Origin of the sequence: Paenibacillus sp. GCM10012306 (genome assembly GCF_042649265.1) — a bacterium.
Lineage (GTDB): Bacteria > Bacillota > Bacilli > Paenibacillales > Paenibacillaceae > Paenibacillus_AQ.
Genome location: NZ_JBHRYW010000007.1, coordinates 259,676 through 283,970, shown reverse-complemented (window position 1 = coordinate 283,970; position 24,295 = coordinate 259,676). Strand labels below are relative to the sequence as shown.

26 protein-coding genes and 1 riboswitch are annotated in these 24,295 nt (G+C 51.5%); of the genes, 17 read left to right on the top strand and 9 right to left on the bottom strand.

Translation table 11 applies throughout. The features are described from left to right. The first annotated feature begins 4 nt into the window (after window positions 1-4). The 8 genes from ACFORK_RS17205 (at window position 5) to ACFORK_RS17170 (ending at window position 7,138) form a co-directional block, all read left to right on the top strand. Complete coding sequence (locus ACFORK_RS17205; RefSeq protein ID WP_379201260.1) at window positions 5-946, top strand: D-alanine--D-alanine ligase; 942 nt, start codon at window positions 5-7, stop codon at window positions 944-946. Further along, on the top strand, window positions 936-2,099 hold the full coding sequence (locus tag ACFORK_RS17200) for a pyridoxal phosphate-dependent aminotransferase (protein WP_379201066.1): 1,164 nt from the start codon (window positions 936-938) through the stop codon (window positions 2,097-2,099). The genes ACFORK_RS17205 and ACFORK_RS17200 overlap by 11 nt, the downstream gene beginning before the upstream one ends. 299 nt (window positions 2,100-2,398) lie before the next feature. Beyond that, complete coding sequence (cobT, locus tag ACFORK_RS17195; protein ID WP_379201064.1) at window positions 2,399-3,466, top strand: nicotinate-nucleotide--dimethylbenzimidazole phosphoribosyltransferase; 1,068 nt, start codon at window positions 2,399-2,401, stop codon at window positions 3,464-3,466. After that, a complete protein-coding gene (gene cobU / locus ACFORK_RS17190) occupies window positions 3,463-4,011 on the top strand; it encodes a bifunctional adenosylcobinamide kinase/adenosylcobinamide-phosphate guanylyltransferase (RefSeq protein ID WP_379201062.1) in 549 nt (182 codons plus the stop codon). The genes cobT and cobU overlap by 4 nt, the downstream gene beginning before the upstream one ends. Beyond that, the gene (gene cobS, locus ACFORK_RS17185; RefSeq protein ID WP_379201060.1) at window positions 4,008-4,820 is read left to right on the top strand and encodes an adenosylcobinamide-GDP ribazoletransferase; all 813 of its coding nucleotides are present in this window, start codon (window positions 4,008-4,010) and stop codon (window positions 4,818-4,820) included. Before cobU ends, cobS begins: the two co-directional genes overlap by 4 nt. Window positions 4,821-4,874: 54 nt before the next feature. Further along, window positions 4,875-6,473, top strand: coding sequence for a cobyric acid synthase (locus ACFORK_RS17180; protein ID WP_379201058.1), 1,599 nt, complete (start codon window positions 4,875-4,877; stop codon window positions 6,471-6,473). Beyond that, window positions 6,473-6,799: a YnfA family protein gene (locus ACFORK_RS17175; protein ID WP_379201056.1), complete on the top strand. Its 327-nt coding sequence runs from the start codon at window positions 6,473-6,475 to the stop codon at window positions 6,797-6,799. Before ACFORK_RS17180 ends, ACFORK_RS17175 begins: the two co-directional genes overlap by 1 nt. Before the next feature lie 93 nt (window positions 6,800-6,892). Then, window positions 6,893-7,138: a helix-hairpin-helix domain-containing protein gene (locus tag ACFORK_RS17170; protein ID WP_379201054.1), complete on the top strand. Its 246-nt coding sequence runs from the start codon at window positions 6,893-6,895 to the stop codon at window positions 7,136-7,138. Window positions 7,139-7,567: 429 nt separating this feature from the next. Here ACFORK_RS17170 and ACFORK_RS17165 read toward each other — a convergent pair whose 3' ends face one another. Beyond that, window positions 7,568-9,259, bottom strand: a complete 1,692-nt coding sequence (locus tag ACFORK_RS17165) for a methyl-accepting chemotaxis protein (RefSeq protein WP_379201051.1) — start codon at window positions 9,257-9,259, stop codon at window positions 7,568-7,570. A gap of 348 nt (window positions 9,260-9,607) precedes the next feature. Beyond that, window positions 9,608-9,653, top strand: a riboswitch (PreQ1 riboswitch). A gap of 7 nt (window positions 9,654-9,660) precedes the next feature. On the opposite strand from ACFORK_RS17165, the gene ACFORK_RS17160 reads away from it, so the two are divergent. Further along, window positions 9,661-10,395: a queuosine precursor transporter gene (locus tag ACFORK_RS17160; RefSeq protein WP_379201049.1), complete on the top strand. Its 735-nt coding sequence runs from the start codon at window positions 9,661-9,663 to the stop codon at window positions 10,393-10,395. A gap of 124 nt (window positions 10,396-10,519) precedes the next feature. Here the strand turns inward: ACFORK_RS17160 and ACFORK_RS17155 are convergent, their stop codons facing one another. Continuing rightward, entirely contained in the window at window positions 10,520-11,614 is a 1,095-nt protein-coding gene (locus ACFORK_RS17155) for a M24 family metallopeptidase (protein ID WP_379201047.1), read from the bottom strand. 148 nt (window positions 11,615-11,762) lie between these two features. On the opposite strand from ACFORK_RS17155, the gene ACFORK_RS17150 reads away from it, so the two are divergent. Both ACFORK_RS17150 and ACFORK_RS17145 read left to right on the top strand, forming a co-directional pair. Next, window positions 11,763-12,605, top strand: coding sequence for an SDR family oxidoreductase (locus tag ACFORK_RS17150; protein WP_379201045.1), 843 nt, complete (start codon window positions 11,763-11,765; stop codon window positions 12,603-12,605). A 71-nt stretch (window positions 12,606-12,676) separates the two neighbouring features. After that, entirely contained in the window at window positions 12,677-13,180 is a 504-nt protein-coding gene (locus tag ACFORK_RS17145) for a GNAT family N-acetyltransferase (protein WP_379201043.1), read from the top strand. A 150-nt stretch (window positions 13,181-13,330) separates the two neighbouring features. Here the strand turns inward: ACFORK_RS17145 and ACFORK_RS17140 are convergent, their stop codons facing one another. Next, window positions 13,331-13,657 (bottom strand): winged helix-turn-helix transcriptional regulator, encoded by a 327-nt coding sequence (locus ACFORK_RS17140; protein ID WP_379201040.1) that lies wholly within the window; start codon window positions 13,655-13,657, stop codon window positions 13,331-13,333. An 89-nt stretch (window positions 13,658-13,746) separates the two neighbouring features. Between ACFORK_RS17140 and ACFORK_RS17135 the strand changes: the two genes are divergently transcribed. The 5 genes from ACFORK_RS17135 (at window position 13,747) to ACFORK_RS17115 (ending at window position 16,873) form a co-directional block, all read left to right on the top strand. After that, a complete protein-coding gene (locus ACFORK_RS17135; RefSeq protein ID WP_379201038.1) occupies window positions 13,747-14,007 on the top strand; it encodes a YqkE family protein in 261 nt (86 codons plus the stop codon). A 153-nt stretch (window positions 14,008-14,160) separates the two neighbouring features. Then, the gene (locus ACFORK_RS17130; protein ID WP_379201036.1) at window positions 14,161-14,841 is read left to right on the top strand and encodes an HAD family hydrolase; all 681 of its coding nucleotides are present in this window, start codon (window positions 14,161-14,163) and stop codon (window positions 14,839-14,841) included. 141 nt (window positions 14,842-14,982) lie between these two features. Next, window positions 14,983-15,492: a metallophosphoesterase family protein gene (locus ACFORK_RS17125; protein WP_379201034.1), complete on the top strand. Its 510-nt coding sequence runs from the start codon at window positions 14,983-14,985 to the stop codon at window positions 15,490-15,492. 191 nt (window positions 15,493-15,683) lie between these two features. Then, window positions 15,684-16,142 carry a GNAT family N-acetyltransferase gene (locus tag ACFORK_RS17120; protein WP_379201258.1) on the top strand — a complete coding sequence of 153 codons (459 nt, stop codon included), beginning with the start codon at window positions 15,684-15,686 and terminating at the stop codon, window positions 16,140-16,142. A gap of 20 nt (window positions 16,143-16,162) precedes the next feature. Next, window positions 16,163-16,873 carry an HAD family hydrolase gene (locus ACFORK_RS17115; RefSeq protein WP_379201032.1) on the top strand — a complete coding sequence of 237 codons (711 nt, stop codon included), beginning with the start codon at window positions 16,163-16,165 and terminating at the stop codon, window positions 16,871-16,873. A 585-nt stretch (window positions 16,874-17,458) separates the two neighbouring features. On the opposite strand, the gene ACFORK_RS17110 is transcribed toward ACFORK_RS17115, so the two are convergent. Continuing rightward, a complete protein-coding gene (locus tag ACFORK_RS17110) occupies window positions 17,459-18,571 on the bottom strand; it encodes an FAD:protein FMN transferase (protein WP_379201029.1) in 1,113 nt (370 codons plus the stop codon). 254 nt (window positions 18,572-18,825) lie between these two features. Next, window positions 18,826-19,758 (bottom strand): glycosyltransferase family 2 protein, encoded by a 933-nt coding sequence (locus tag ACFORK_RS17105; RefSeq protein ID WP_379201027.1) that lies wholly within the window; start codon window positions 19,756-19,758, stop codon window positions 18,826-18,828. A gap of 342 nt (window positions 19,759-20,100) precedes the next feature. On the opposite strand from ACFORK_RS17105, the gene ACFORK_RS17100 reads away from it, so the two are divergent. After that, entirely contained in the window at window positions 20,101-20,829 is a 729-nt protein-coding gene (locus ACFORK_RS17100; protein ID WP_379201025.1) for a DsbA family oxidoreductase, read from the top strand. 83 nt (window positions 20,830-20,912) lie between these two features. Here ACFORK_RS17100 and ACFORK_RS17095 read toward each other — a convergent pair whose 3' ends face one another. The 4 genes from ACFORK_RS17095 to ACFORK_RS17080 all read right to left on the bottom strand — a co-directional run bounded on the left by ACFORK_RS17095 (window position 20,913) and on the right by ACFORK_RS17080 (window position 24,217). After that, the gene (locus tag ACFORK_RS17095; RefSeq protein WP_379201023.1) at window positions 20,913-22,493 is read right to left on the bottom strand and encodes an oleate hydratase; all 1,581 of its coding nucleotides are present in this window, start codon (window positions 22,491-22,493) and stop codon (window positions 20,913-20,915) included. Between the two features lie 152 nt (window positions 22,494-22,645). Beyond that, window positions 22,646-23,224: a TetR-like C-terminal domain-containing protein gene (locus tag ACFORK_RS17090; protein ID WP_379201021.1), complete on the bottom strand. Its 579-nt coding sequence runs from the start codon at window positions 23,222-23,224 to the stop codon at window positions 22,646-22,648. Between the two features lie 37 nt (window positions 23,225-23,261). Beyond that, complete coding sequence (locus tag ACFORK_RS17085; protein ID WP_379201019.1) at window positions 23,262-23,657, bottom strand: hypothetical protein; 396 nt, start codon at window positions 23,655-23,657, stop codon at window positions 23,262-23,264. A gap of 44 nt (window positions 23,658-23,701) precedes the next feature. Continuing rightward, window positions 23,702-24,217 carry a hypothetical protein gene (locus ACFORK_RS17080; RefSeq protein ID WP_379201017.1) on the bottom strand — a complete coding sequence of 172 codons (516 nt, stop codon included), beginning with the start codon at window positions 24,215-24,217 and terminating at the stop codon, window positions 23,702-23,704. Window positions 24,218-24,295: the final 78 nt, after the last annotated feature.

Sequence of the window (24,295 nt, the reverse complement as noted above, 5' to 3'; positions counted from 1 at the left end):
GGAGATGAAGGTTGGCGTGATTTTGGGGGGCATTTCTTCAGAAATTGAGGTATCGATGAACACGGGCAGAGAGATGATGAATCATCTGGACCGTAATAAATACGAGGTGGTTCCGGTTGTATTCAGTTCACGGGAGGAGCTTGTAGAGAAGGTCAAAGGGCTTGATGTTGCTCTTCTAGCTCTGCATGGCGCTTACGGGGAGGATGGAACGATACAAGGAACGCTGGAGACATTGGGCATCCCGTATACGGGAAGTGGCGTGCTGGCGAGCAGCCTGTGCATGAACAAGGATCTGGCCAAAAAAATCCTCCGGTACGAGGGAGTCAACACACCCGACTGGCTGTGTTGGGACAGCATGGACGATTATTCCCCGGAAGCTGTGGAACGTTTGGGTTATCCCGTGATGGTGAAGCCGAATTCAGGCGGTTCCAGCATCGGAATGGAAAAGGTGAATGATGAGCAGGGGCTGCGAGGTGCGGTGCTGAAGGCTTTTACCAGTGATCCCGATCAGTCGATCCTGATTGAACGGTATACCGTAGGCCAGGAAATCACCTGTTCCATCCTGGACGGGGAGCTTCTCCCGGTGGTAGGCATTACTTCGGCGTCTTCGGAGTGGTTCGATTACAGTGCCAAGTATGAGGTAGGTGGGGCGCAAGAGGTTGTGATAACCCTGCCGCCAGAGGTGGAGCAGTTGGTGCGCAAGGCGGCAATGACCTGTTATAAGGCGTTGAAGTGTAGCGTATATGCCCGGGTCGATATGTTGTTGATGGACGGTGTACCTTATGTACTGGAGGTCAATACGCTGCCTGGAATGACAACAACGAGTCTGCTTCCTAAAAGCGCAGCGGCAGCCGGATTGTCATTCAGCGCATTATTGGATCGGATTATCAGCTGTTCTCTGACGGAACGCAGCAAGAATAAGGGGGTGCCGGTTCATGTTGAATAATTGGATAGCGCCTCGCGTACGGGACATCCCGCCTTCCGGAATCCGTGCATTCTTCGAGCTCAGTGCCGGCAACCAGGATATTATCTCGCTCGGCGTGGGTGAGCCGGATTTTGATACCCCGGAGCATATCAGAGAAGCTTGTATGGCGGCGCTGAGTCAGGGAGCAACGAGATATACACCGAATGCAGGCTTGCCGGAGCTTAGAGAGGAAATTGCTCACTATTTGCAAAATAACTTCAACCTGCGCTACGACCCTGCAAGCGAAATAGTAGTCACTGTAGGCAGCAGCGAAGCGCTGGATCTGGCGTTGCGGGCGTTCACTGCTCCAGGAGATGAGATTCTTCTGCCCTCACCCAGTTATATCGCTTACTCGCCAATCGCTTATCTTAATGGGGCTACCATAGTGGAGGTGGACTCGAGGGCGGAGGATGGCTTTAAGCTAACTGCCGAGGCGTTGCAAAAGGCAATTACCCCGCGTTCCAAGCTGCTGATGCTGAATTATCCCAACAACCCGACAGGCGCAATCATGACTGCCGAGGATTGGCAGCCGATTGCGGAGATCGTGAAGGCACACAACCTGCTGGTTATCTCCGATGAAGTTTATGCCGAGCTAACCTATGACCGGAAGCATGTCAGTATTGCCTCACTACCGGGGATGCAGGAGCGGACCATTGTACTCAGCGGCTTCTCCAAAGCGTTCGCCATGACCGGCTGGAGAATTGGCTATGCCTGCGGCCACCGCGAGCTGCTGGCAGCAATGCTGAAGATCCACCAATATACAGCCATGTGTGCCCCGGTGTTGGGACAGATTGCTGCAATAGAATCTCTGCGCCATGGCCTTGAGGCTATGAACGAGATGAGAGAAGTATACCGGCAGCGCCGGGAGCTGCTGGTAAACGGATTCCGTTCGATCGGGATGCCTTGCCATGTACCGGAGGGTGCATTTTATGCTTTTCCGAGTATCGCTCACACCGGGCTTGATTCTGAGACGTTTGCGTTGCAGTTATTGAAGGAAGTTGGTGTTGCAGCCGTGCCCGGTCATGTGTTTGGAGCGGGAGGAGAGGGGCATATTCGCTGCTCATACTCAGTATCCACAGAGAAGTTATCGCAGGCGCTGGAGCGGATGGAGAGCTTCATGAAGGTAAAAATGTAATTGTAAGATGTTTGCATATCCCCTATAATCCTTAGCAGAAGAAATGGGGATATGCATCAGAATGGCTATGGAAAGCTTCGCCCCCCTCTTTATAGAGCGGGGGTTTTTGGCGTAATCTGCTTCGAAGTCTAAGGCAGCATCTAAGGCGAAAGCAGTAACGAAGTCAAAACCAAAATCAAAATCTAAAGGGAAGGCTAAAGAAAAGCCAAGGAGAAGCTAAGCGGAGACGTTATAGTTACGAACTAACCCGGACTGAGAAGGACGCACAAGAATTTAATAAATCTGGAGGGGAACATTGGATGTTATCTGCAATTTATGAAATGACGGGAGAGATTGTCCCGCCGGATGAGGACGCCTCGCGTCAGGCACTTCTTCGCCTGAACAGCCTGACCAAGCCACCAGGGAGCTTAGGGCAGCTGGAGGCGCTGGCAGTCAGACTGGCCGGCATTTCTGTGACAGAGCAGCCGCTCTATAACAAGCGTACGGTGGTTGTGATGGCTGCCGATCACGGGGTATGCTGCGAGGGCGTCAGTGCCTTTCCTCAAGAGGTAACCCTGCAGATGGCGGATAATTTTCTTCACGGCGGCGCGGCGGTAAATGTACTGGCCCGCCACGCCGGGGCTGAGGTGAAGTTCGTCGATATCGGAATGAATGGCAATGTGAGCCACCCCGATCTGCTGAACGTCAAGGTGCGTTTTGGTACGGATAATATGGCACAGGGGCCGGCTATGAGCCGGGACGAGGCTTTGCAGGCGGTTTTGGCCGGAATTCGTGTGGCACAGGATGCCGTTGCGAGCGGCACGGAGCTACTGATTACCGGTGAGATGGGAATCGGCAACACGACGGCGAGCTCTGCCGTCCTGTGTGCGCTGGAAGGAGTCACACCGGAGACTGCAGTCGGCCGGGGAACCGGTATCAACGGTGAAGCTCTGAAGCATAAGATCACCGTGGTGGAACGGGCGCTGAGCATCAACAGGCCGGATCCAGAGGACGGGCTGGACGTGTTGTCCAAAGTCGGCGGGCTAGAAATTGCCGGGCTGGCAGGGCTGATTCTTGGGGCGGCTTCTTGCCGCATACCTGTTGTGCTGGATGGCTTCATTTCCGGCGCGGCGGCACTGGTAGCCAGAGCCATTGCCCCGGAGGCGAGCGCCTACATGATAGCTTCCCATGTCTCGGGCGAGCAGGGCCATCGTCTCCTGCTGGAACGGCTTGGGATGGAGCCGCTACTGAACCTTGGCATGCGGCTCGGCGAAGGCACAGGGGGCGTCTTGTGCCTGCATATGATCGATGCGGTCTGTCGTATCATGCGCGAGATGGCGACCTTTGAAAGTGCTGGAATATCCGGCGCGGAGAAGGAGCCGTCATGAGCATTCTGATAACGGGCGGGGCGCGCAGCGGCAAGAGCGGCTTTGCGGAGCGGCTGATGGAGTCACTAGCGGATCGGGCTTTATACGTAGCTACCGGACAAGCCTTCGATGGAGAGATGCAGGAGCGGATTGCCCTACATGTCAGGCAGCGGGAAGAAAGCGGCTATGCCTGGGAGACCGCTGAGGAGCCGCTGGACTTGCCGGGGCTGCTGGACAGCCTCTCTGGTGGGAGGGCAGTGCTTGTGGACTGCCTGACCCTGTGGCTGTCCAACGTGCTGCTGGCTGTGGAGGAAGATAATGAGCGAAAGCTGCTGGTGGAGCGGGAGATCGGCAGACTTGAACAGAGCGTGGCTTCTTTTCAGGGCACACTCATCCTGGTTACGAATGAGGTGGGCGATGGTATTGTCCCGGAGTACGCACTGGGGCGGCTGTACCGTGATCTGGCAGGGCGAATGAATGCCAGACTAGCTCAGCAATGCAGTCAGGTCTTTCTGGTGACCGCCGGGATTCCAATTGAATTGAAAAGCCGGGAGTACAAGCTATGAGGACCCAGAGAGACGCCGCTACAGCTGCTTTTCAATTTCTGTCGCGCTTTCCCATCCGCCGGGATGTGGGCTTTTCCAAGCAGCTGCTACAGCGCAGCGTGGTATATTATCCGCTGGTGGGTGCAGCCATCGGGTTATGCACAGCAGCGGTAGCGGGACTGTTCGGCCTGCTGCTACCACCGCTTCCGACTGCGGTTCTTAGCCTGATCGTCTGGGTGGCGCTCACCGGCGGACTGCATTTGGACGGCTGGATGGACACCGCCGACGGATTGCTTAGTTACCGTTCAAGGGAACGAATGCTGGAGATTATGAAAGACAGCCGCGTAGGGGCTATGGGTGTGCTCGCCTGTGTGCTGCTGCTCCTGCTGAAGGCGTCGCTGCTGGCAGCGATCTTAGCGGACAACTCCTATACGTCGCTGTTTTTGCTTGTGCTGGCCCCGGTCTGGAGCCGCTGGGCCATGGTGCGGGCCATGGTCCGCTGGCCGATTGCCCGCGGCGATGAAGGACTGGCCGCCAATTTTGCCGGCCTGACACCTACACATGAGCAGCGCGCAGGGATCTGCGCCACGCTGCTCTCACTCGCCGCCGCGGGTGCTGCGCTGGCGCTCGGCGGGGGCACAGCCTGGCCGCTGACGTTGGCCGCGGCCCTCCTGCTGCCAGTTGCCGCTTTCATCTGCGGCAACATGGCTGCCCACAGGGCGGTCAGCCGGCTCGGCGGCCTCACCGGCGACGTGTACGGCGCGCTGAACGAGCTGCTGGAGGCCGTACTCTTGCTGGTGCTGGCAATGCTCCAGCATATCCTGCTATGAACGAGTTGCCGTATCGCAGCCGCTATACGGCGCCTAAAGAAAGAGAGGAATCCCATGGATAAGATTCAAGACAAGAAGGGATCTGCAGCGGTGCTGATGCTGCAGGGAACCGCTTCTGATGTAGGCAAAAGTTTGTTGACTGCGGCCCTCGGGCGGATCATGAAGCAGGATGGGTACCGCACCGCGCCCTTCAAGTCGCAAAACATGGCTCTGAACTCCTATGTCACCGTGGACGGCAAAGAAATTGGCCGTGCTCAGGGGATGCAGGCAGAGGCCTTCGGCATTGAGGCAAACACCGATATGAACCCTATTCTGCTGAAGCCTTCCGGCGAGATGAGTGCGCAAATCGTCGTGCATGGGGTACCTCATACTGCGCTGAGTGCCAGGGAGTATCGCGAGAAATTTCTCCCGGAAGCCAAAGGCACGGTACTGGATGCCCTGAACCGCCTACGCAGGGAATACGACATCGTGCTGATGGAGGGGGCGGGAAGTCCTGCGGAAATTAACCTGAAATCACGGGATATTGTGAACATGAATCTGGCAGGCTGGGCCGATGCGCCGGTGCTGCTGGTGGCTGATATTGACCGAGGAGGCGTGTTTGCCTTTCTGGTGGGTACGCTTGAACTGCTGGAGCCGCATGAACTTGCACGGGTCAAAGGGTTCATAATTAATAAATTCCGCGGCGATCTATCGCTGCTGCAGCCTGGTCTGGATTGGCTGGAGCAGCGTACGGGTATTCCTGTGCTGGGTGTCTTGCCTTTTTTGCCGCAGCTTCGTATTGAAGCTGAAGACTCCGTGGTGCTGGAAGGAACGTCCGGGTACCGCCAAAAGGATGAAGGCAAGGAACTGGATATTGCCGTCATCCGCTATCCGAGAATCTCCAACTTTACCGACTTTGATCCGCTGGGGGAAGAACCGGATACCGCTGTACGGTATGTAACCCGTCCTCAAGAATTGGGGACGCCAGATGTCATTCTGCTGCCAGGTACGAAGAATACGGCTGCTGATCTGTCTTATTTACGTGAGCAGGGTTTCCCGGATGCCATTGATCGGGCGCTGGCAGGGGGGACACTTCAGCTTGCAGGGATTTGCGGAGGTTACCAGATGCTGGGCCTTGAACTGCATGATCCACATGCCGTGGAGAGTCATGAACCGGGGACAACTGCCGGACTGGGGTATTTGCCACTGTCTACAGTTTTTTTACAGCATAAGACTACTGTACGGGTTAGCGGACGCTTGGCTCCTGGCCATCCGCTTCAGCTGTATGGCGCTACTTCTGATACAGACTCGGTCAACGTTATTGCTGGTTATGAGATTCATATGGGTACAACCACGAGTCTTGATGCAGACGCTGTTCACAGCTTGTTCGAGCTAACAGGGGGGAACGGCGAGACGCTTGGCGAAGGATGGGGCACAAAGGACGGAAAAGTATGGGGAACCTATCTACACGGGGTGTTCCATAATGACCGCTTGCGCAGAGCCTGGCTTGACGGGTTGCGTGTCTCCAAGGGCCTGAAGCCGCTGGAGGCAACTTACTCGGCGGCTGCGCTCCGCGAGATGGAGTTCGATCGTCTGGCCGATGCTGCAAGACAAAGCTTGAACATGGAGGCCATCTATGGAATCATGGGGATAGACAGAGAAGGGGGATTTTAATGGCAATTGCTATACTGTTATTCATTGTTGCCGGCCTTGCGGAGATCGGGGGCGGTTATCTGGTCTGGCTCTGGCTGAGGGAATCCCGGCCGCTTTGGTATGGTATTGTCGGGGCTATTATTTTGGTGGGCTATGGTATCATTCCTACACTCCAGAAGTTTCCGTCCTTTGGGCGGGTGTATGCCGCCTATGGCGGAGTGTTTATCATATTGGCCGTGTTGTGGGGCTGGCTGGTGGACAAGAAGACACCGGATGTCTACGACTGGGCAGGTGCCTTGATTTGTATGGTAGGCGTGTCGGTCATTCTGTGGGCGCCAAGGCATTAAGACCAAGAAGATCTAATGGGTATGCCAGTCTGGTAACTGTGGGAAGCCTGATAACATTAAGCGACTATTATTACGGATAGAGGTGCACCCTTTATGTCCAAAAATACACAAACCAACTCCGGTGATGACGGAGCTGGCGCACAGCTGGAATCGGACTTTTCAGCCCTGGCCAAGCCGGCACAGCGAGCGCTTGCTGCAGCCGGATATGTGCGGCTTGAGCAATTGAGCAAGCTTGCCGAGCGCGAGCTTTTGCAGCTGCATGGCATGGGCCCCAAGGCGCTGGGCCAATTGCGCACGGCACTTGCCGAGAAGGGGCTGTCGTTCGCGGAAGGTTCCTGAGATCGGATGACTATGATCGTGAAAACAGCATAGAAGGGCAAACACAAAGAGGCTGCGGACAATAACCGGCAGCCTCTTTGCTATCAGGTGGTGCTATGATTTTACCTCCAAAATCACTTTAACCGAATAGCCTGTCAGAACCCAGCTTGTCCACTAAAGCCGGGTAGCTCACTGGAATCGCCAGTATGGACTGAGAAGTGCCTGAAGCAGCAGCCGGCCACCCAGCTTGAGAACCCGGTACGCTTAACTTCCAAAAGCAGATTTGTCCATATACTGGAAAAAATCTTTCAGGGCTATTATAGCATAGCAGTTGGAACGTTGTGGATTTCAAGAGCCTTCAGTGGGGAATAGAACGAGCGTTTCTAAAGACATATACAAGAGAGCCCCCGTCCATTATAGGACGGGGGCTGGTCACATCTTGGGAATATGTTAGATCTTGAACTGCCGCACGGCTTGCTGCAGCTTCGTGGCTTGCTCATGCAAATGCTCTACTGTACGAGAATGGCCTTCCAGTTCCGCACCCTGTCGCTCGGAGTTTTGGGAGAGTGTATTGGCATTAGCCTGTGATTTTGCAGTAATCTGCGCTGTTTCTTCCACTGAGGCGCTGACCTCCTCACTTCCGGCCGAGATTTGCTGAGTGGCTGCGGACACAGACTGAATGCTGTGGTCGATGCTTTGAATAAGTATCAACAGGTGATTGAACGCATTTCCCGCTTCTGCAACCTTGCCGACCCCGGATGCTACTTCCGAGTTGACGTGGTTCATCTCCGTGACAGAGCGATTCATATCCTCTTGCAAACCAAGTAGAAATTCACGAATTTGGTCGGTAGCTGTCCGGGATTGCTCTGAGAGTTTGCGTACCTCTCCGGCTACCACGGCAAAGCCGCGTCCATGTTCTCCGGCCCGTGCCGCTTCAATCGACGCATTTAGAGAGAGCATCTGAATCTGCTTAGTGATCTCTGTGATGCCCTGCACCACTCCACCGATCTGGAGGGAGCGCTCGTTCATGACCTGGAATTGGCTCAGTGACTGTTCGGAAGCTCGTTCAATCTGACGCATTTTTTCAACAGCCATCTGGGCAATTTCATTGCCGCCGAGCGCTTCGGCTGAGGCTTCGCTGATTTGTTCAGTAACTTCTCCTGCGGCGGAGGCAATATGCTGGATACTGTAATTAATCTCTTCCATAGCCCGCGAGTTGTCCTTCGCGCTGTGAGCTATGGATGTACTGCCTCTGTCAATCTCGATCACGGACTGGGCGGACTGCTCTGCCATCCCGTTCAGGACCTTCACACGCGCTTTGAGATCATTGGAGTCTTCGACAACCGTACTGGAGGTCTCCAGAACCTGGCCGAACATTTCTTTAAGGCGTTCAGTCATGGTTCGGAAACTTTCGGAGAGTTGGCCTACTTCATCGGTACCTTTTATAGTCAACTCCTGGGTGAAATCACCCTGCGCGAGCCTATTACTGTACGCTGCGAGCTGTGTTATAGGGCGTGTGATCCGCCGGCTCATAAGTAGGGCACCGGTGATGCCGAGGATGAGAACGAGCAAGGTGATTCCTGCACTAGTCCAGAGGATGCCGTTCATTCTTTCTGTGATAAAGGCTACATCAGAGCTTACGCCGATAACCATCGGACTGCCTTTAATAGCGATGTAGGCTGTTTTATGTACACCGTAATCGTCGCTATAGATATCGCTGAGCGTCGTTTTTTGGTCCTTGAAGGCCTGTTCCATAGCTGGGGTCACTTGCAGGCTGTCTCCTGCCTTCATTTTGGAGCCATGATCAGCGGTAAGTACGGTAGCTTGACCGTCGTTCAGACTCGCCAGAAAGATCGTTTCTACATCATGTTGGTTGCGTTTGTCCTTGAAATAGTATTCGATATTGGTAATTGACTGCTCATTCTTGCCTAGCGCCCGCTGGGCGTGGGTAGAATTGATGTTCTTGTATACATCCTGAACAGCTCCGGTCAGCAATTTGTTGATCTGCGGCAGTACATAGCTCTCGAACGTATTAGTCGATATGAAATAAAAGCTTGTACTTAACAAAAGAGACGCGAGCAACATGGCGACAAACAACAAGCGCGTGAATTTTCGGCTAATCGAATGCTTGAAACGAAACATTGGATTCTCTCCTTTTCTCTGATATGCCTTTCTATCCCAAGCCTGATGCCTTTTTATGTATGGATAGCTATGATAACTCCGTAAGTAGGGTCGTATATCAGGTTAATACTATCGCTCTGGTGGGATAAACACACATTGTTGATAACTATTTTATATAATTAACCTGCGGTTGAATAGTGAAAAAATCGATTTTCGCTGTATTATTTTCTGAAAAAGATAAAAAAGTGTCGAAACTTTCGAAAATTGAATAGAAGAGGATGGGAAAAAGAGGATTTACGCAAAAAACAAAATATTCTGGTGTCTTTGCTTCTGTTATGGTAGAGTATTTATGTTTTGTTCCGAAAATTCGGAACCGCGGTTCGTAACCATCCCGCGTAAACAAAACTAGGAGGAGTTATAAGATGTTTAATTTATGGTGGGGGATTCTCTTTGTCCTCGTCAATTTTGTGTTTTTTCTGCTGTGCTACCGACTGTTCGGCAAAAAAGGGATGTACGCCTGGGTGGGTGTTGCCACCGTCATTGCCAATATTCAGGTCTCCAAGACTATTTCCATGCCCCCGGGCATCGTCATGACGCTTGGTAATACCATGTATGTGACATTGTACATGGCCAGTGATCTGCTCAACGAGAAGTATGGGCGAGCGGAGGCGCGGACAGCGGTATGGTTTGGCTTTTTCACACTGATTACGACGACGGTGATCATGCAGATGGCGCTGGCGTTCACGCCGCAGGAAAGTGATATCGCCCAGTCTTCGCTGGAGACGATTTTCGGAATGATGCCACGGCTTGCACTGGGCAGTCTGGTAGCCTACTTCGTCAGTCAGTTCCTGGATGTGCGGCTGTATTCGTGGATTCGAAAGTATTATGGCAGCTCCCGCCAGCTCTGGATTCGTACCAATGGTAGCACGATGGTGAGTTCCTTTGTGGACACATTGGTCTTCTGTACGATTGCTTTTGCTGGGATTTACGACTTGAAGGTATGGACAGAGATCTTACTGACCACCTACATTATCAAATTCCTGCTCACTGCAGCAGGGACACCGGTACTGTATATTGCCCGCACATTTACTTTTGCGGAGGATAAACCGAATATGCCACTCCCGGAGGCTTCCGATACGAAGGCGACTACCGCCTAGAAGAGCCAGGAGTCCTTATAGAGCAAGTTAATGTATTATAAAACAGCACGTCTCCTGATTTGGAGACGTGCTGTTTTATATAATTATGCTGAGTTTTCTTGTCAAAAGGTGATTCGATGCCTCTTTATAAATGAAGTACAGTCAGAGCTTTAGGGAAGGTGGTCAGTGTCTGCGCACCGTCTTCACTGACGAAGACATCATCTTCAATGCGCACACCGCCTACGCCCGGTACATAAATGCCCGGCTCCACCGTAAAGACATTGCCCACTTCAATAATGTCTTCATTGAGCCCGTGCAGTGAAGGATATTCATGGACATCTATGCCGAGGCCATGGCCGACACGATGGACGAAGTACTCCCCGTACCCGGCAGCTTCAATGACTTCACGGGCCGCGCGATCCACTGACCCAAAGGTAGCTCCTGATTTAGCGGCGGCAATCCCCGCTTCATTAGCTGCAAGCACGGCATTGTAGATGCCGGTCAGCTTGCTGTCCGCCTCTTCCACGGCAAAGGTGCGTGTAATATCAGAGGCGTAACCCGCAGCATACAGCCCTAGGTCGAACATTAGGAAATCTCCTGGCTCGATGATCCGGCTACCTGGCTCGCCATGTGGGAGAGCGGTGTTCGGTCCCGAGAGTACCAGGGTATCGAAGGCTGGGCCAGAAGCGCCAAGCTTCTTCATCAAATACTCCAGCTCCGCTACCAGTTCAATTTCACTGACACCGGCCTTGACATGCTTCAGGCCACGGCGCAGCACTTCTTCCACTAGCTCTGCGGCATGTTTCATGGCAGCGACCTCTTCTGGCGTCTTCTTCGCGCGCATGCTCCGGAGTAAATAGCCGATATCGCTGAAGCGCTCTGCCGAAACGGCCCCTGCGAGCTGCTCAAATCGGGAAACGGTGAAATGCTCCTTCTCAATACCAACGGCCCCGAGCTTCTTGCCTTGCAGACGCAAGCGCAGCAGTTCATATGGATTATCAGTGTCACTGTGCGTGGCGATATTCTTCACGGAAGAGGCAGCATGGGCTGCTTCAGCATCAAGGGCCGGGACGATCAGGACCGGCTCTTCTCCGCGGACCAGGAGCAGTCCGAGAAAACGTTCATGCGGATTACTGGCGAATCCGGTCAGATAGTAGACATGCTTAGGATCGGTAACGAGCAGAGCGTCCAGTCCCTCACTGGTCAGCCCTTGCTCCAGGCTTTTCAATACATTGCTCATATTCATGGTTCCCCTCTCGGTTTTGCGAAGGTATGCTTTCTCCCATCCGCAAAATGATGTACCATTATATTAAGACAATCGCTCGCAAAAAACCAGAACAGGGGACCGGCCGCTTCTGCCGAATCCAGCCTAAGAGGAGTGAACCCGAATGAAAGGTAAGGTTGTAATCATCACCGGTGCTAATGCCGGCATGGGATTGGCTACAACAGTTGAGCTTGCCCGCAAGGGTGCCAGGGTCATTATGGCTTGCCGCAGTCAAAAGCGCGGGGAGGAAGCGCTAGTGGCCGCCAGACAGCAGAGTGGATCGGAAGAGATTGAATTGATGCTGCTGGATCTATCCTCGCTGGACAGCATTCGCAGCTTCGCACAGGAATTCGCCGCTCGTTATTCCGTACTGGATGTCCTGATCAACAATGCCGGTGTAGTTAGCACCAAGCGCCAGTTGACAGCTGACGGGTTTGAGATGGATCTTGGCGTCAACCATCTGGGACATTTTCTGCTGACTAACTTGCTGCTTGAGCAACTTCAAGCGGCAGAGCAGGGGCGGATCATTGTGGTTGCTTCTGGCGCCTACAAAATTGGATCGATGCACTATAAGGACCCGACATTGTCACGGGGCTTCAATGTGGCGAAGGCTTATGCCCGCTCCAAGCTCGCCAATATCCTCTTCACCCGGGAACTGGCATTGCGCTTACAGGGAACGCGGATTACCGTAAACTCAGTACATCCTGGCGCGGTGGGTACGAGCATTGGGGTGAACCGGGAGACTGGCTTTGGCCGATCAGCGATGAAGCTGATGTCTTACTTCTTCCTGACCCCGGAGCAAGGTGCGGACACCGCTCTTTACCTAGCCACAGCCCCGGAATTGCATCAGGTTACGGGAGAGTATTATTATCGGCGCAAGATTAAGGAGCTGTCGCCGAGAGCGACGGATTCAGTAGAAGCCAAGCGGCTCTGGCAATGGAGTGAAGAACAGGTCGGCTTGTCCTGACCGATTTCAGTAATCGTAAGAACCAAGCGTTATTCATGGCGGACATTCTATTTTAGTGGAGGAATGAAGATATGGATTGGCAGAACTACATCATTGAAGATGCCAAGCTCGCCGATTTGGCGGAAATTGTGGACATCTATAACTCAACGGTTGCCGGACGAATGGTGACCGCCGATCTGGAGCCTGTACGCGTAGAGGAGCGGGAACGGTGGTTCCATGAGCATAACAGCCATCATCGTCCGCTATGGGTACTGAGGAATAACGACGAGATCGCGGCCTGGTTCAGCTTCCAGTCGTTCTACGGACGCCCGGCTTACAATGGGACTGCCGAGATCAGCGTGTATGTAAGCGAGAAGTATCGCGGGACCGGTGCAGGCAGCATTCTGCTGACCAAGGCGCTGGAGACGGCGCCAACCCTTGGGCTGAAGAATCTCGTCGGCTTCGTGTTTGGCCATAATGAGCCTAGTCTGGGCCTTTTGCGGAAATTCGGCTTTACCGAGTGGGGACTGCTGCCCGGGGTAGCTGAAATGGACGGCGTTGAACGTGATCTGGTGATTATCGGCCGCAAGCTGTAACCTCGGAAGCACTTTTATCCGGCTTTAGACTGAACGCCAAAAAGGAAACCGGTATTCTCCGGTTTCCCTGCGTCACAGTATTATTTCGGTCTCCATCCTACGAAATGTGATTTCGTAGGGTCCAGTGAAGCTCTCTATAGTTAGGTAGGATCAGGATTGGCATTCTCCAGGTTCTATCCAGTTCTCGGACCATTGCTGGAGGTCGCGAATGACCGACTCAAGCGCCAGACCTTTTTCCGTCAAGGAGTATTGAATTCTTACAGGCGTCTCGGGAAAAACTTCTCGCAGAACAATACCTTCCTGCTCCAGATCTTTGAGCCGCTCCGAGAGCAGTCTTCCGCTGACGGGGAGCGAGGCTTCGATGGTGCTGAAACGCTGTGGTCCTTGAAGGAGCTGATAGATGATTAGGCCAGTCCAGCGCTTGCCCATAATATCCATGCTTTTTTGTAACCGGGGACATAAATCTGTGGCTTTCATAAGGCTCACCTCTTACAGTACATTATAAACGAAAAGTCCCGTGACTAAAACAAATTTGAATTAATAGTAGGCTGAAAGGATGATTTATCGTGGCAAAAAAGAAAAGAACTCAAACGCCTCCCCGCGCTGCCGCAGCGGACAGTCCGGCTACACTTAAGGACCTACTGAGCAGCGATGTGCTGAGTAAGCTGAAAGCGCAGGCAGATGAACTGAAGGCTGAAGAAAAGCAGCGTCAGGAAGCGGCCCGTCAAGCAGTGGAGGACAAGCGGAAAGCAGAGCAGAAGCGGCTGGAGAATGATTTTGCCCATCTGCTGGAGAACAGTAAACAAGATTGGCACAATTTTAAATAAACGGTTGTATGACCAATGGAGGACACTCGAAAGAGTGTCTTTTTTTATGTGTGATGAAAGAGCGAGCCGGGAGAGGGCAGGATGTGGTACTTTTTTCACAGGAAGCATTGGAATTCACATTGTTCGCAGGTAGTAGGCAGATTGGGGGTAGCCATGAAGTCAATTAAGGTCATTAGTCTGGATATGTTTCAAACGCTGGTGAATCTGGATAGGCGTACTATGAGCATGTGGAATGCGATTTTGGGCGATGACTGCAGTGAGGATCAGGCGAATAGTTATCAAGCCCGGTTATTGGAACATTATTATACTATTGCTGTGCAGATGAGGGGTGACGGCCAATTCCTGCTGACCAAAGAGATATACAGACGGTGTTTTACTAGACTCTTCTCCACGTATAATATCCGATTCGAGCCAGAGCAAGCGCTGGATATTCTCGTTCGGGAGCATTCGCAGGCAGAGCTATATGAAGAGACGGAAGACTTTATCCGCTATATTCTTGGAAAATATGATGTTTGCATTGTAAGCGATACGGACGAGGATATGCTGCCTGCCTTTTATACCCGTTATCCCATTCGCCTGTTCGCTTCAGAAACATATAAATCGTATAAAAATGATCATTCTAACACGCTATTTCAGCAAGTGATTGCTCATTATAATGTTCGACCTGCGGAAATCATACATATTGGCGATACCGCCTCTGACGTTCTGGGGGCGAAGCGCGCTGGAATCCGGGCCTGTTGGCTGAATAGGCTCTCCGTCCCCTGGACACTGGATAATCATAATGATCCGGATTTTATTATCCAAAATTTAAACGACGCCAGACCATTCTTGTAGAAACGTAGAATAACCAAGTGGCTATAAGGTAATAGAGAGCTCACGGCGAGCGAAACAACTGACCTAAACTTGCGTCTGCGGAGTGCAGATTATACAATAATCAGAATTAGTTGGATTCCTGAATAGAATGGAGCTGAGGACATGAAAGTAGGCGTTGTATCCGATACACATATGACCAGAATGGCCAAGGCATTGCCACAGGCCCTTACGGAGGAATTTCGCAAGGTGGACATGATCCTGCATCTCGGGGATTGGGTTGCGCTGGAGATTTACGATTGGCTGGCTGAGTTGGCTCCGGTAGAAGGGATTGCCGGGAATAATGACGGTCCGGAAATTATAGCGCGTTTTGGTGAACGCAAGATCATCACACTGGAGGGGGTCCGTATTGGCATGATCCATGGCCATGCTCCTTATTCGCGCAAAGGGACCGATGGCAACGCGTTGCTCGCTTTTGCAGATGAGGATGTGGACTGCATCCTGTTCGGCCATTCGCATCAGCCGCTGCTGCGCAGGGAGAACGGCATTCTATTATTTAATCCCGGCTCACCGACGGACAAACGGCGGGAGAAGCAGTACTCCTTCGGGCTACTGGATATTGAAGATGGCAAAATAGCCGACGCCCGTCATATCTTCTATGACTCCAAGGAATAGGGATAGCGCTGGAGATAGAGATGGAGATAGGGATGAAGGCAAAGATACAAATTATGCAGTAATCTGTCCATGGGCAGTCCGGCAGTAAGATATTACAATTATGGTAAAAAGGCTACAGCCGGAAAGCAGGATACGATATGCTAAAGAATGATGTACAGAACAATGATGTGCTGAAGGATGATATACAGAAGATCGTGATTAGACAGGCTGTTTTGGAAGACTTGGAGCTGCTCGCTCCGTTATTTGACGAGTATCGTGTGTTCTACAGACAGGAATCGGATCTGAACGGGGCGCGGGCGTTTCTGAAGGAGCGGCTACGGCTTGAAGAGTCTGTAATTTTGCTGGCAGTGGAAGAGGCAGGAGGTCAGCGGCAAGCAGCTGGCTTCACTCAGCTGTACCCCTCCTTCTCGTCAGTGACGCTGCAGCGGCTTTGGATCTTGAACGACCTGTACGTGAATGAAAAACTCAGGGGTGCCGGTATAGGCTCTAAACTGCTGGAGTCGGCGCGTGAATATGCAATGAGGACCGGAAGAAAGGGCCTGACGTTAACGACTACGACAGACAATAATGTGGCGCAGCATTTATATGAATCGAACGGTTACATCAGGGACGAGGACTTCTATACGTATGATCTTTTTTTCAAAAAGTAAATAGAGTAAGGAGACTTAATGTGGAGAACAGCAAGAAACTAGCGGTGTTTTTTGACCTGGATGATACACTGTATGACCATCTGGTTCCCTTCCGGGAAGCGGTGAAGGAAGTTTTGAAGCCAGCGGGTGAGAATCTGGACTTTGCGGATTTATTCTTTAAGGTAAGACATCATAGCGATTTGCTGTGGCCTAAGTATCTGAGTGGGGAAATTCCGCTGGAAGAGACGCGGGTTATGCGGATGGAGCGAGCTTTTGCGGATTTCGGAATGACGCTTGATCGTGCACAAGCAGCAGAGGTGCAGGCAGCCTACATCGACCGTCAGTACAGAATCGAAATGATCCAGGGAGTCCGGCAGCAGTTGGAGCGCTTTATTGCTGGGGGCCATACGGTAGGTGTGATTACGAATGGTCCGGCAGATCACCAGATGAAAAAGATTGTAGGTCTTGGTGTGGATCGCATCCTGCCTGCAGACCGGATTTTTATCTCTGATGCCGTCGGGATCGCTAAGCCGGACCCGGAGCTTTTCGCCTATGTGAACCGCAAAACCGGGACGACAGCAGAACAGTCGCTATACGTTGGAGATGCCTGGGATAACGATGTTGTCGGTGCGCTCGGAGCGGGATGGAAAGTATGCTGGTACAATCCACACGGGAGAGAGCCGCGCACAGCACATGAGCCGACACATACATTCAGTAACTATGAAGAGTTTGCCGGGTTACCGATCCTGTAGGAGAGTTCTGGAGTATACTCGGGTCTGCTCAAAAGTGATGTTCGAAGGAAATAGGAATGTCTCCATTTATCCACAAATTATAAACAAAAGGACCTCCGACTTCCACATTTCGTGGAGGCGAGGTCCTTTTTATAACCACTAATTGCACGGAACTTCAATTCTGAATGATGCTGCCGAATAAATCCCTGGGTAGAACAAATTAAGGGCAAATCTGTACCTTAGTTTGGATGAATAGAACAGATATAGGCAATTAACGGCATAAATGTATCTTAAATTCCATCGATTGCCCCCGAACGAGTGATTTATTGGAAATTAAGGTGCAAAATTGCACTTAATTCTCAAATGTCGAAGGAATTTCTAAATATAAGGTACAAAATTGCACTTAATTCCAAAATCCTGTTCATGTTAACACTATGTTCTGCATTCGACGCTCACATTCGAGGTTTTGCATCCGGTGTTCGGCATTCGGCGCCTGGCATCGACGTTCCACATTCGGCGCTCGGTATTCAATGCTTCGCATTCGCCGTTCCCCACTCGGCGCTCCGCATCCAACACCCGCCCTCAACCCAGCACACGTCCCCTCAATTAATTAGCAAGAGTATAGGTAGTGTCCGTCAGGTTCAGTCTGCCTTTGATGCCCGACGTGGCATAGATCTTGTTGTCATCAGTTATGAAGAACGCCTCGATCTTCTCCGGCAGTGCTTCAATGAATTTCATGCCTTCGTCCAGACCCATCAGGAAGATCCCGGTTGATAGTGCGTCTGCATCCATTGCGTTGGGGCTCATGATCGTGATGCTCTTCAGTCCATTCTGGGACGGAAAGCCTGTCCGCGGGTCGAGAATGTGATGATAACGGACACCATCCTGGATGAAAAAGCGTTCGTACACGCCGGAAGCATCAATGACCTCGTCCTCGATTTTGATCGTACCAAGCTGTGTTCCACGGCTCTGATCCGGGTCCTGCAGGCCGATGTTCCACTTCGCGCCGCCCGGCTTGGCGCCCAGCGCAATAATGCTGCTGCCGCCGAGATTAATCATGGCACTCTCTATGCCTTGTTCTTTCAAGTAATCAGCGATACGGTCAGCAGCATAGCCTTTACCAATCGCCCCTAAGTCGAGCACCATACCTTCTTTGGCTAGCTTAACAGTCTTCGCATTCTCGTCAACGATAACATCCTTATAATTGGTCAGACTTGCAGCCTTCTCGATAGCGGCTTTGTCCGGCACCTTGGTACCACCACTGCCAATATTCCAGAGGTCTACCAGCGGCCCGATGGTAGGATCGAATAGTCCGTTCATTTCTTTGGCATATTTAAGGGATTCCTTAATAATATCCAGAGTTTCGTCGGAGACGACAACAGCTTCTTTGCCTGCTGCTTTGTTCACGGCGTAGATTTCGCCACCTTCTTTGGTCCGGCTAAATTCCAAATCCATCCGTTCCATCATCGTCTGAATATCGTCCATATTCTTCTGAGCGATCTTGTCTCCGAAAATCTTGATGTTCACGACCGTATCATAAATGTAAAATGTCTGCGCCAGGGATTTCGTTCCGTTCTCTTCTACAATCTTGGAACCTTGTCCGTCCGGAGAGGTCGCAGATTCTTTGGTTTTGCCCCCGGTGAACAGCCAGATCCCGCCTGCTAAGGCAACAACAACGATGAGTGCGAGGATCAGCGTTAATTTTTTGTTTTTAAACATGTTCCACCATCCATAAAGTTAGTTTCTTAAACCATATCATGACTATCATACCGCAGATAGGAAGCCCCGGGAACCCATTTCTCCAGTCGGGCGACAATAAGCATACTCCAGGGAAAGGCCCACGAATAGTAACTTTGTCTCACCACAAAACAAAACACCCTCCCTGAAAAGAGAAGGTGTACATGCAAAATAGAGTGGCACTCGTGAGGGTGTGTAATGCGTAGGTGATAGTGTAAAGCCATATAACTCTGGCTTCAGTCCGTCATGTACTCCCTATACTTATTCTTGCGTGGGTTTAATACGAAGAGGATGCCCTGGACATAACCAGCAACAGCGCTCATATTGCGTTTTAACGTTGATTTCCCTGTTAAATAGGCAAGTGTCCAGAGCAAGGCGGCGTAACCGGTTAGCGGAGCCTTGCGTAGGTTCAGCAGATAATAATGATTGACTGCGGTCGCTCTGGCGACACGTCCGGCTTTGTCACGAGAGCTGGGGGATTCGTGATGCGTAATTTGTAGCCGGGGGTTGATGACTAGCTTGCCGTAGCGGCCGGCCAAATGACACATATAGATATCATCGGCTACCGCGTAGCTCGTCATCCAGGGGTAGGGCTTCATATCCTTTAAGGCAGATCGCCTGAAGGACATATTGCAGCCGTGAAAAAAATCGGTCTCAAACGTCTCCTCCGTCTCTCCCCATAGCAATAGAGAGCCAGCGAGGGTGCTTGCTGATAATTTACCCGGCGAGCCTGACATCTGGCAGGTCAGCCGGCCGAGCAATTTGCCTGAAGGGCTGCTGGACAGACCTTTGGCGATACCGCCTACACCGACGATGTTAGGGTCAGCGGCATAGGTATCCAGCATGCGACGGATATACAGTGGATCGTCCAGCTCAGCATCGTCATCGAAGGTTAAGAGGATATCGCCACTCGCGAGACTCACGGCTTCATACCGCGAGAGCCATACGCCCGGCTTGGTCTTGCGGTAATATCGCAGTTCTGTCTGCGGCATTCTGGCAAGTGCTTGGGTGAAATGCTCCAGGACTTCTTTCGGTATATCTCCGTCATCCATGATAAGCAGCTCTATAGAGATGTCCTCCAGCTGAACTTGTCCAGCAATGGATTCGATACATCGCGTGAGGTCACTGACCCGGTTGCGCGTTGGAATCACGATAGATAAGTCAGGCATGCCGTAGTCTCCTTTCAGGTATGTAATTCTCCTTGCTACTTCGCCGAATTTTCCGTTAGTTTCGTTATTTTCATTCTACTCCCCGTCCAAGATGAGCGTATATACCACTTTCGTTTACTTTTTTCTGAAAAATCCAAACATTTTTCGCAACTTATCCATGTCAAAATCTTAAATTCAACCTATATAAGATGAACTTAAGATTCGAACGTTAGGCTCGATCGTCACTACGGTGGAATGTTTGGACTTCCGGTCGCTGTTGTCTATAAGTTTGTAATTTCAGGGATTCAACTATATAATAGTAAGTGACTTGATTGCTGAAAGATCATTTGGGAGGTTATAACGATGAGAATAGATATTTGGTCTGATTATGCATGTCCGTTCTGTTATATAGGCAAAAGAAGACTTGAGCACGCACTGAGCCAGTTTGCAGGCCGCGATAACGTTGAGGTGGTCTACCGCAGCTTTCAGCTCGATCCCCACGCTAAATCTGACGGCGATGTGACCATCCACGAGATGCTGGCTAAGAAATATGGCATGAGTCTGGACAAAGCTAAAGCCATGAATGCACAGCTGACGGAACAGGCTCAAGGCGTAGGATTGGATTTCCGTTTTGATACTATGGTGCATACGAACACGTTCGACGGCCATCGTTTGAGTCACTTTGCAGCCAAGCAAGGAAAAGCTGCCGAGATGACCGAACGTTTGCTGCGCGCCTACTTCACGGATTCACTGAATCTGGGTGATCGGAGTGTGCTTGTCAAGCTGGCTGGCGAAGTGGGACTGAATGAAGCAGACACTACGGCGATGCTGGCATCTGATGATTACAGCGCTGAAGTTCATGCGGATATCGAAGAGGGTGCCCGCTTGAATATTACCGGTGTGCCGTTCTTTGTCTTCAACAATAAGTATGCTGTATCGGGTGCGCAGCCTGGACCGGTATTCTCGGAGGTGCTGGACACCGTTTGGGCAGAAGAGCAGGAAGCTCCGGCGTTGCAGGTTGTAGGTCAGCCCAAAGGCGGAGGCCAAGCAGCTGGCGATGACGGCTGTGCAGACGGCTCCTGCAGTCTGTAATCTGGCGCTTGGAACATAGAAAGGCGGAGAGAAGGGAATCCCTTGCTCTCCGCCTTTTTGGCATATGAATATTATTGCGACAATTATCTGAATGAAGTAATAAAGCTTGAGAACAGGCTTCGCACATCGTATTGATACTGGGTGATCGGCTCAATCGAGCGATTGATGCCCAGCAGCGTGTACACGGCAATTCTGGCGGCTCTCACAGAGTATTCCTCCGTGAAAACAACATCATCCGGAATTTCGCAATACTGTCCAATAAAGGCCAGGTTCGTGGAGCCTTCAGGCACCACTTGCGGTCTGTCGCTGTGCAGTCTCGGCATGAATTGGGACGTGATATAAGGCATCATACATGGGATACAGTTGGCGGTGGCCATAATTTCTTCCCGATGTGCTTCAAAATGAAGATGACCGATTAACTCCTCCATAATCTCTTCCCCGGTACAATCGCACATTCTCTTCTTCACGAAGTCGCCGACCTTGTCCGGGAACAAGCCATAACCCCAGAATACCCGAACATGCTCCGGCTGGTTGCGGAAGTGCGGCTGGAAGGCCAGCACAACCGACATGAGCCAACTGGACTCCTTGAAGGTGACCAGAGCGCCGGTACCAGCACGGTTACGTGTAAATTTCTCCATAAGATCGAAGAACTTGGTGTCCTTGAAGGTGACGGTGAAGGATTCCCACTTCGAACCATCCACATGATCTGCGAAAGAAGAAGGGTTACCGAGCCCCGGTTTCTTGGCGGCGATATTTTCCCACAGCTTCCAGGAGCTGCCCTTGCCGTTCAGACTTGGCGCTTCGGTCATAGAGCCGAGGCTGGAGCCTTCGGTCATGGAACCGTTGGTGATGATGACGAGGTCGCCTTCTTTTACATCAATTACATCCGCCACCCCTTGGCGCAGCACATTCATGCGGGTTACGGTAATGCCGTCACCGTCCTTGAATTCCAGGTCAGTCACGGTACATTTCAGGGTAAAGTCGACACCGAAGCCCTCCAGATATTTATGCATTGGAAGAATAATAGAGTCGTATTGGTTATAAGGAGTACGGGTTACGCCCTCCAGCGTTTGAATTCTTGGGAACTCGTGGATGAAGCGGACCATGTACCGCTTGAATTCAACCGCGCTGTGCCATGGCTGGAAGGCGAAGGTGGTTGCCCACATGAACCAGAAATTTGTTGTGAAAAAATGAGGGCCGAACAGGTCGTTGATCCGCGCTTTGCCGAGCTTCTCCTCTGGTGTGATGATCAGCTTGCCCATTGCCAGACGGTCGGCCATGTCGAAGCCCATCGACAGAACATCTTCTACCTCGCCTCGGCTATTGACCAATCTGGCGTTGGAATGAGTCGGGTTGGCCGTGTCGAAGGCCATGATCTCATCCCGCACAGACAGGCCCGGCCGGTCGATGGAAGGAATCGATGTCAGCAGCTCCCACGTATTCTCATAGGTCTCATCGTTGAGCATCCGCCCGCCGCGAATGACATAGCCGTTCTCTTCATCGCCGGCCCCGTCGTTGCTGCCGCCCAGAATTTTCATTTCTTCAATGATATGAATGTTCTGTCCGGGAAAGTCACAGTCTCTGACCAGGTAGGATGCGCCGGCCAGGGACGCAATGCCTCCACCTACAAAATAGACCTGTTTATCACTGTATTCTTCTCTCACAACTATCGCCTCCAAAGGGTGCTGTAATCACACCCCTAATGTAATACAAGGCGGCAAGCGTGAGTATAATCAAAACCTTGGAAATGTCGGGATTTTGGTCACTTGAGGGAAAGTGTCTAGTTTTTAGACAGGATTCAGCTTAAAGCAGCCACCTATAGGGATTGAGGCGACTTGTTCCCGTACGTGTGCAGGGCCTTAACAAAGTTGCCCTCGAGCAGTTCGCTTAGCTTTTCTATAATCTGCTCGGGTGGCTCCTTCATGCCGTTCTTTATCCATTGGATGACTAGTCCGGTAAAAGCCAGTGTGTAAAAGTTAGCAATGAATTCTTTATCGGCACTACTCACTTCCAGCCCTTCGGACAACTCACGAATCACCCCCATGATCATGTCATGGGTCACTGAATAGAGATAGGCATCAAGATGATTTCGGCCCAGGGAATCCAGGGTGTTGCAGCAGAAGGCTTTGTTGCTCTCGATATAGCGGAATACTCTATAGAAACAGTCCGTCCACGTGTTATAGCTGCGATACTGGGCGATGCTTTCCAGCGCTTCAGTATTATAGATCCAGCCTAGCAACTCAAAAATATCCTGAAAGTGATAGTAGAAGGTCTGTCTGTTCAGACCACAATCATCTACAAGATGCTTGACGGTTATTTTATTCAGTGGAGTATGCTCCATTAGACCTTTCAGTGAGTGAGCCAGCGCATTTTTAGTAAGTATGGCATTGGACAAGAGACATCACCTCCACATTTGGTTGCAGCGTGTGAAACTAGGAATTCCGCCACCACTTTGTCAGCCGTACGAGGCCCTCTACCATCAACCCGCAAGCGAAGCCTCCCAGTGACAATACGGAAAAGGCAAGAAACCCCGCAAGATCCTGCCAGCCAGACATTTCCCTGTAGGTATAAGTGAACATCACGAGAAAGCCTGCGATAATTCCGACAGTTGCCATCACCCAGACCAGCCGGGCACCAAGCCATCCGAAAGTATGCAGAACAGCGGATATCGTAAGGGCTAACAGGGCAAACCGCAGCAGAAGTACAGCTTCAACAGGCCGTCCGAGCAGGACGAAGCGATTGAGGCAGAGCAGCAGCCACAGCAGCAGACTGTAGATTCCCATCCACCAAAACCAGCGTGACTCTTTGGCAGCAGGCAGGAATGACATCGTGACATCCTCCATTCGCTTAGGGTTTGGCTACAAAGTAGAAACTATAAGGCTCCAAGTGCCTCGGCACTTTGCAAGACATGCTTCAACAGCTCTGGAATATCCTCCATCTGTTCCTCGGTAATTTGCCGCTTGAACTGCAATTCAATGCAGTTGTGATAGCCTACCTCTTCCTGACCGTATATAAAAGACAAGGATTGCACTGGCTGCAGATCCGGCCCCCAAATGGTATTCAGTGCACTGACCACAGCGGGGCAGGTCGTAGAGGCGTCGCTGACTTGCATATAAAAGCGGAGCAGCAGATAGCAGCCGGGATTGCTTCCCGGTGTCTCCAGAATCTCATCACTTAGCTCTTTTATAGAGGAACGCAGGACGATCTCGGCAGTGATATTCCCTTTCCCGATGAGCTGGAAGGAAAGCGTGAATTCACGTGACATTAGCGCCAGATCCAGTAGATCGGATCGGTCTGTAACGATAAGGAGTCCATCCAGGTTGTCGTAGTCGTAAATTTGGTTCTCGATAGCGATTTTAATGTTATCAAAGACAGTAGGATGGAACATGAAGGGCACCTTCTTACTTTTATTTTTATTGTAACATGTCGCTAGACGCCGTTAAAAATGCATAAAACTTAGTTGACA

Coding starts and splice junctions, on each gene's coding strand:
- ACFORK_RS17205 (WP_379201260.1), top strand. CDS start 5: ATGAAGGTTGGCGTGATTTTGGGGGGCATTTCTTCAGAAATTGAGGTA.
- ACFORK_RS17200 (WP_379201066.1), top strand. CDS start 936: ATGTTGAATAATTGGATAGCGCCTCGCGTACGGGACATCCCGCCTTCC.
- cobT (WP_379201064.1), top strand. CDS start 2,399: ATGTTATCTGCAATTTATGAAATGACGGGAGAGATTGTCCCGCCGGAT.
- cobU (WP_379201062.1), top strand. CDS start 3,463: ATGAGCATTCTGATAACGGGCGGGGCGCGCAGCGGCAAGAGCGGCTTT.
- cobS (WP_379201060.1), top strand. CDS start 4,008: ATGAGGACCCAGAGAGACGCCGCTACAGCTGCTTTTCAATTTCTGTCG.
- ACFORK_RS17180 (WP_379201058.1), top strand. CDS start 4,875: ATGGATAAGATTCAAGACAAGAAGGGATCTGCAGCGGTGCTGATGCTG.
- ACFORK_RS17175 (WP_379201056.1), top strand. CDS start 6,473: ATGGCAATTGCTATACTGTTATTCATTGTTGCCGGCCTTGCGGAGATC.
- ACFORK_RS17170 (WP_379201054.1), top strand. CDS start 6,893: ATGTCCAAAAATACACAAACCAACTCCGGTGATGACGGAGCTGGCGCA.
- ACFORK_RS17165 (WP_379201051.1), bottom strand. CDS start 9,259: ATGTTTCGTTTCAAGCATTCGATTAGCCGAAAATTCACGCGCTTGTTG.
- ACFORK_RS17160 (WP_379201049.1), top strand. CDS start 9,661: ATGTTTAATTTATGGTGGGGGATTCTCTTTGTCCTCGTCAATTTTGTG.
- ACFORK_RS17155 (WP_379201047.1), bottom strand. CDS start 11,614: ATGAGCAATGTATTGAAAAGCCTGGAGCAAGGGCTGACCAGTGAGGGA.
- ACFORK_RS17150 (WP_379201045.1), top strand. CDS start 11,763: ATGAAAGGTAAGGTTGTAATCATCACCGGTGCTAATGCCGGCATGGGA.
- ACFORK_RS17145 (WP_379201043.1), top strand. CDS start 12,677: ATGGATTGGCAGAACTACATCATTGAAGATGCCAAGCTCGCCGATTTG.
- ACFORK_RS17140 (WP_379201040.1), bottom strand. CDS start 13,657: ATGAAAGCCACAGATTTATGTCCCCGGTTACAAAAAAGCATGGATATT.
- ACFORK_RS17130 (WP_379201036.1), top strand. CDS start 14,161: ATGAAGTCAATTAAGGTCATTAGTCTGGATATGTTTCAAACGCTGGTG.
- ACFORK_RS17125 (WP_379201034.1), top strand. CDS start 14,983: ATGAAAGTAGGCGTTGTATCCGATACACATATGACCAGAATGGCCAAG.
- ACFORK_RS17110 (WP_379201029.1), bottom strand. CDS start 18,571: ATGTTTAAAAACAAAAAATTAACGCTGATCCTCGCACTCATCGTTGTT.
- ACFORK_RS17105 (WP_379201027.1), bottom strand. CDS start 19,758: ATGCCTGACTTATCTATCGTGATTCCAACGCGCAACCGGGTCAGTGAC.
- ACFORK_RS17100 (WP_379201025.1), top strand. CDS start 20,101: ATGAGAATAGATATTTGGTCTGATTATGCATGTCCGTTCTGTTATATA.
- ACFORK_RS17085 (WP_379201019.1), bottom strand. CDS start 23,657: ATGTCATTCCTGCCTGCTGCCAAAGAGTCACGCTGGTTTTGGTGGATG.
- ACFORK_RS17080 (WP_379201017.1), bottom strand. CDS start 24,217: ATGTTCCATCCTACTGTCTTTGATAACATTAAAATCGCTATCGAGAAC.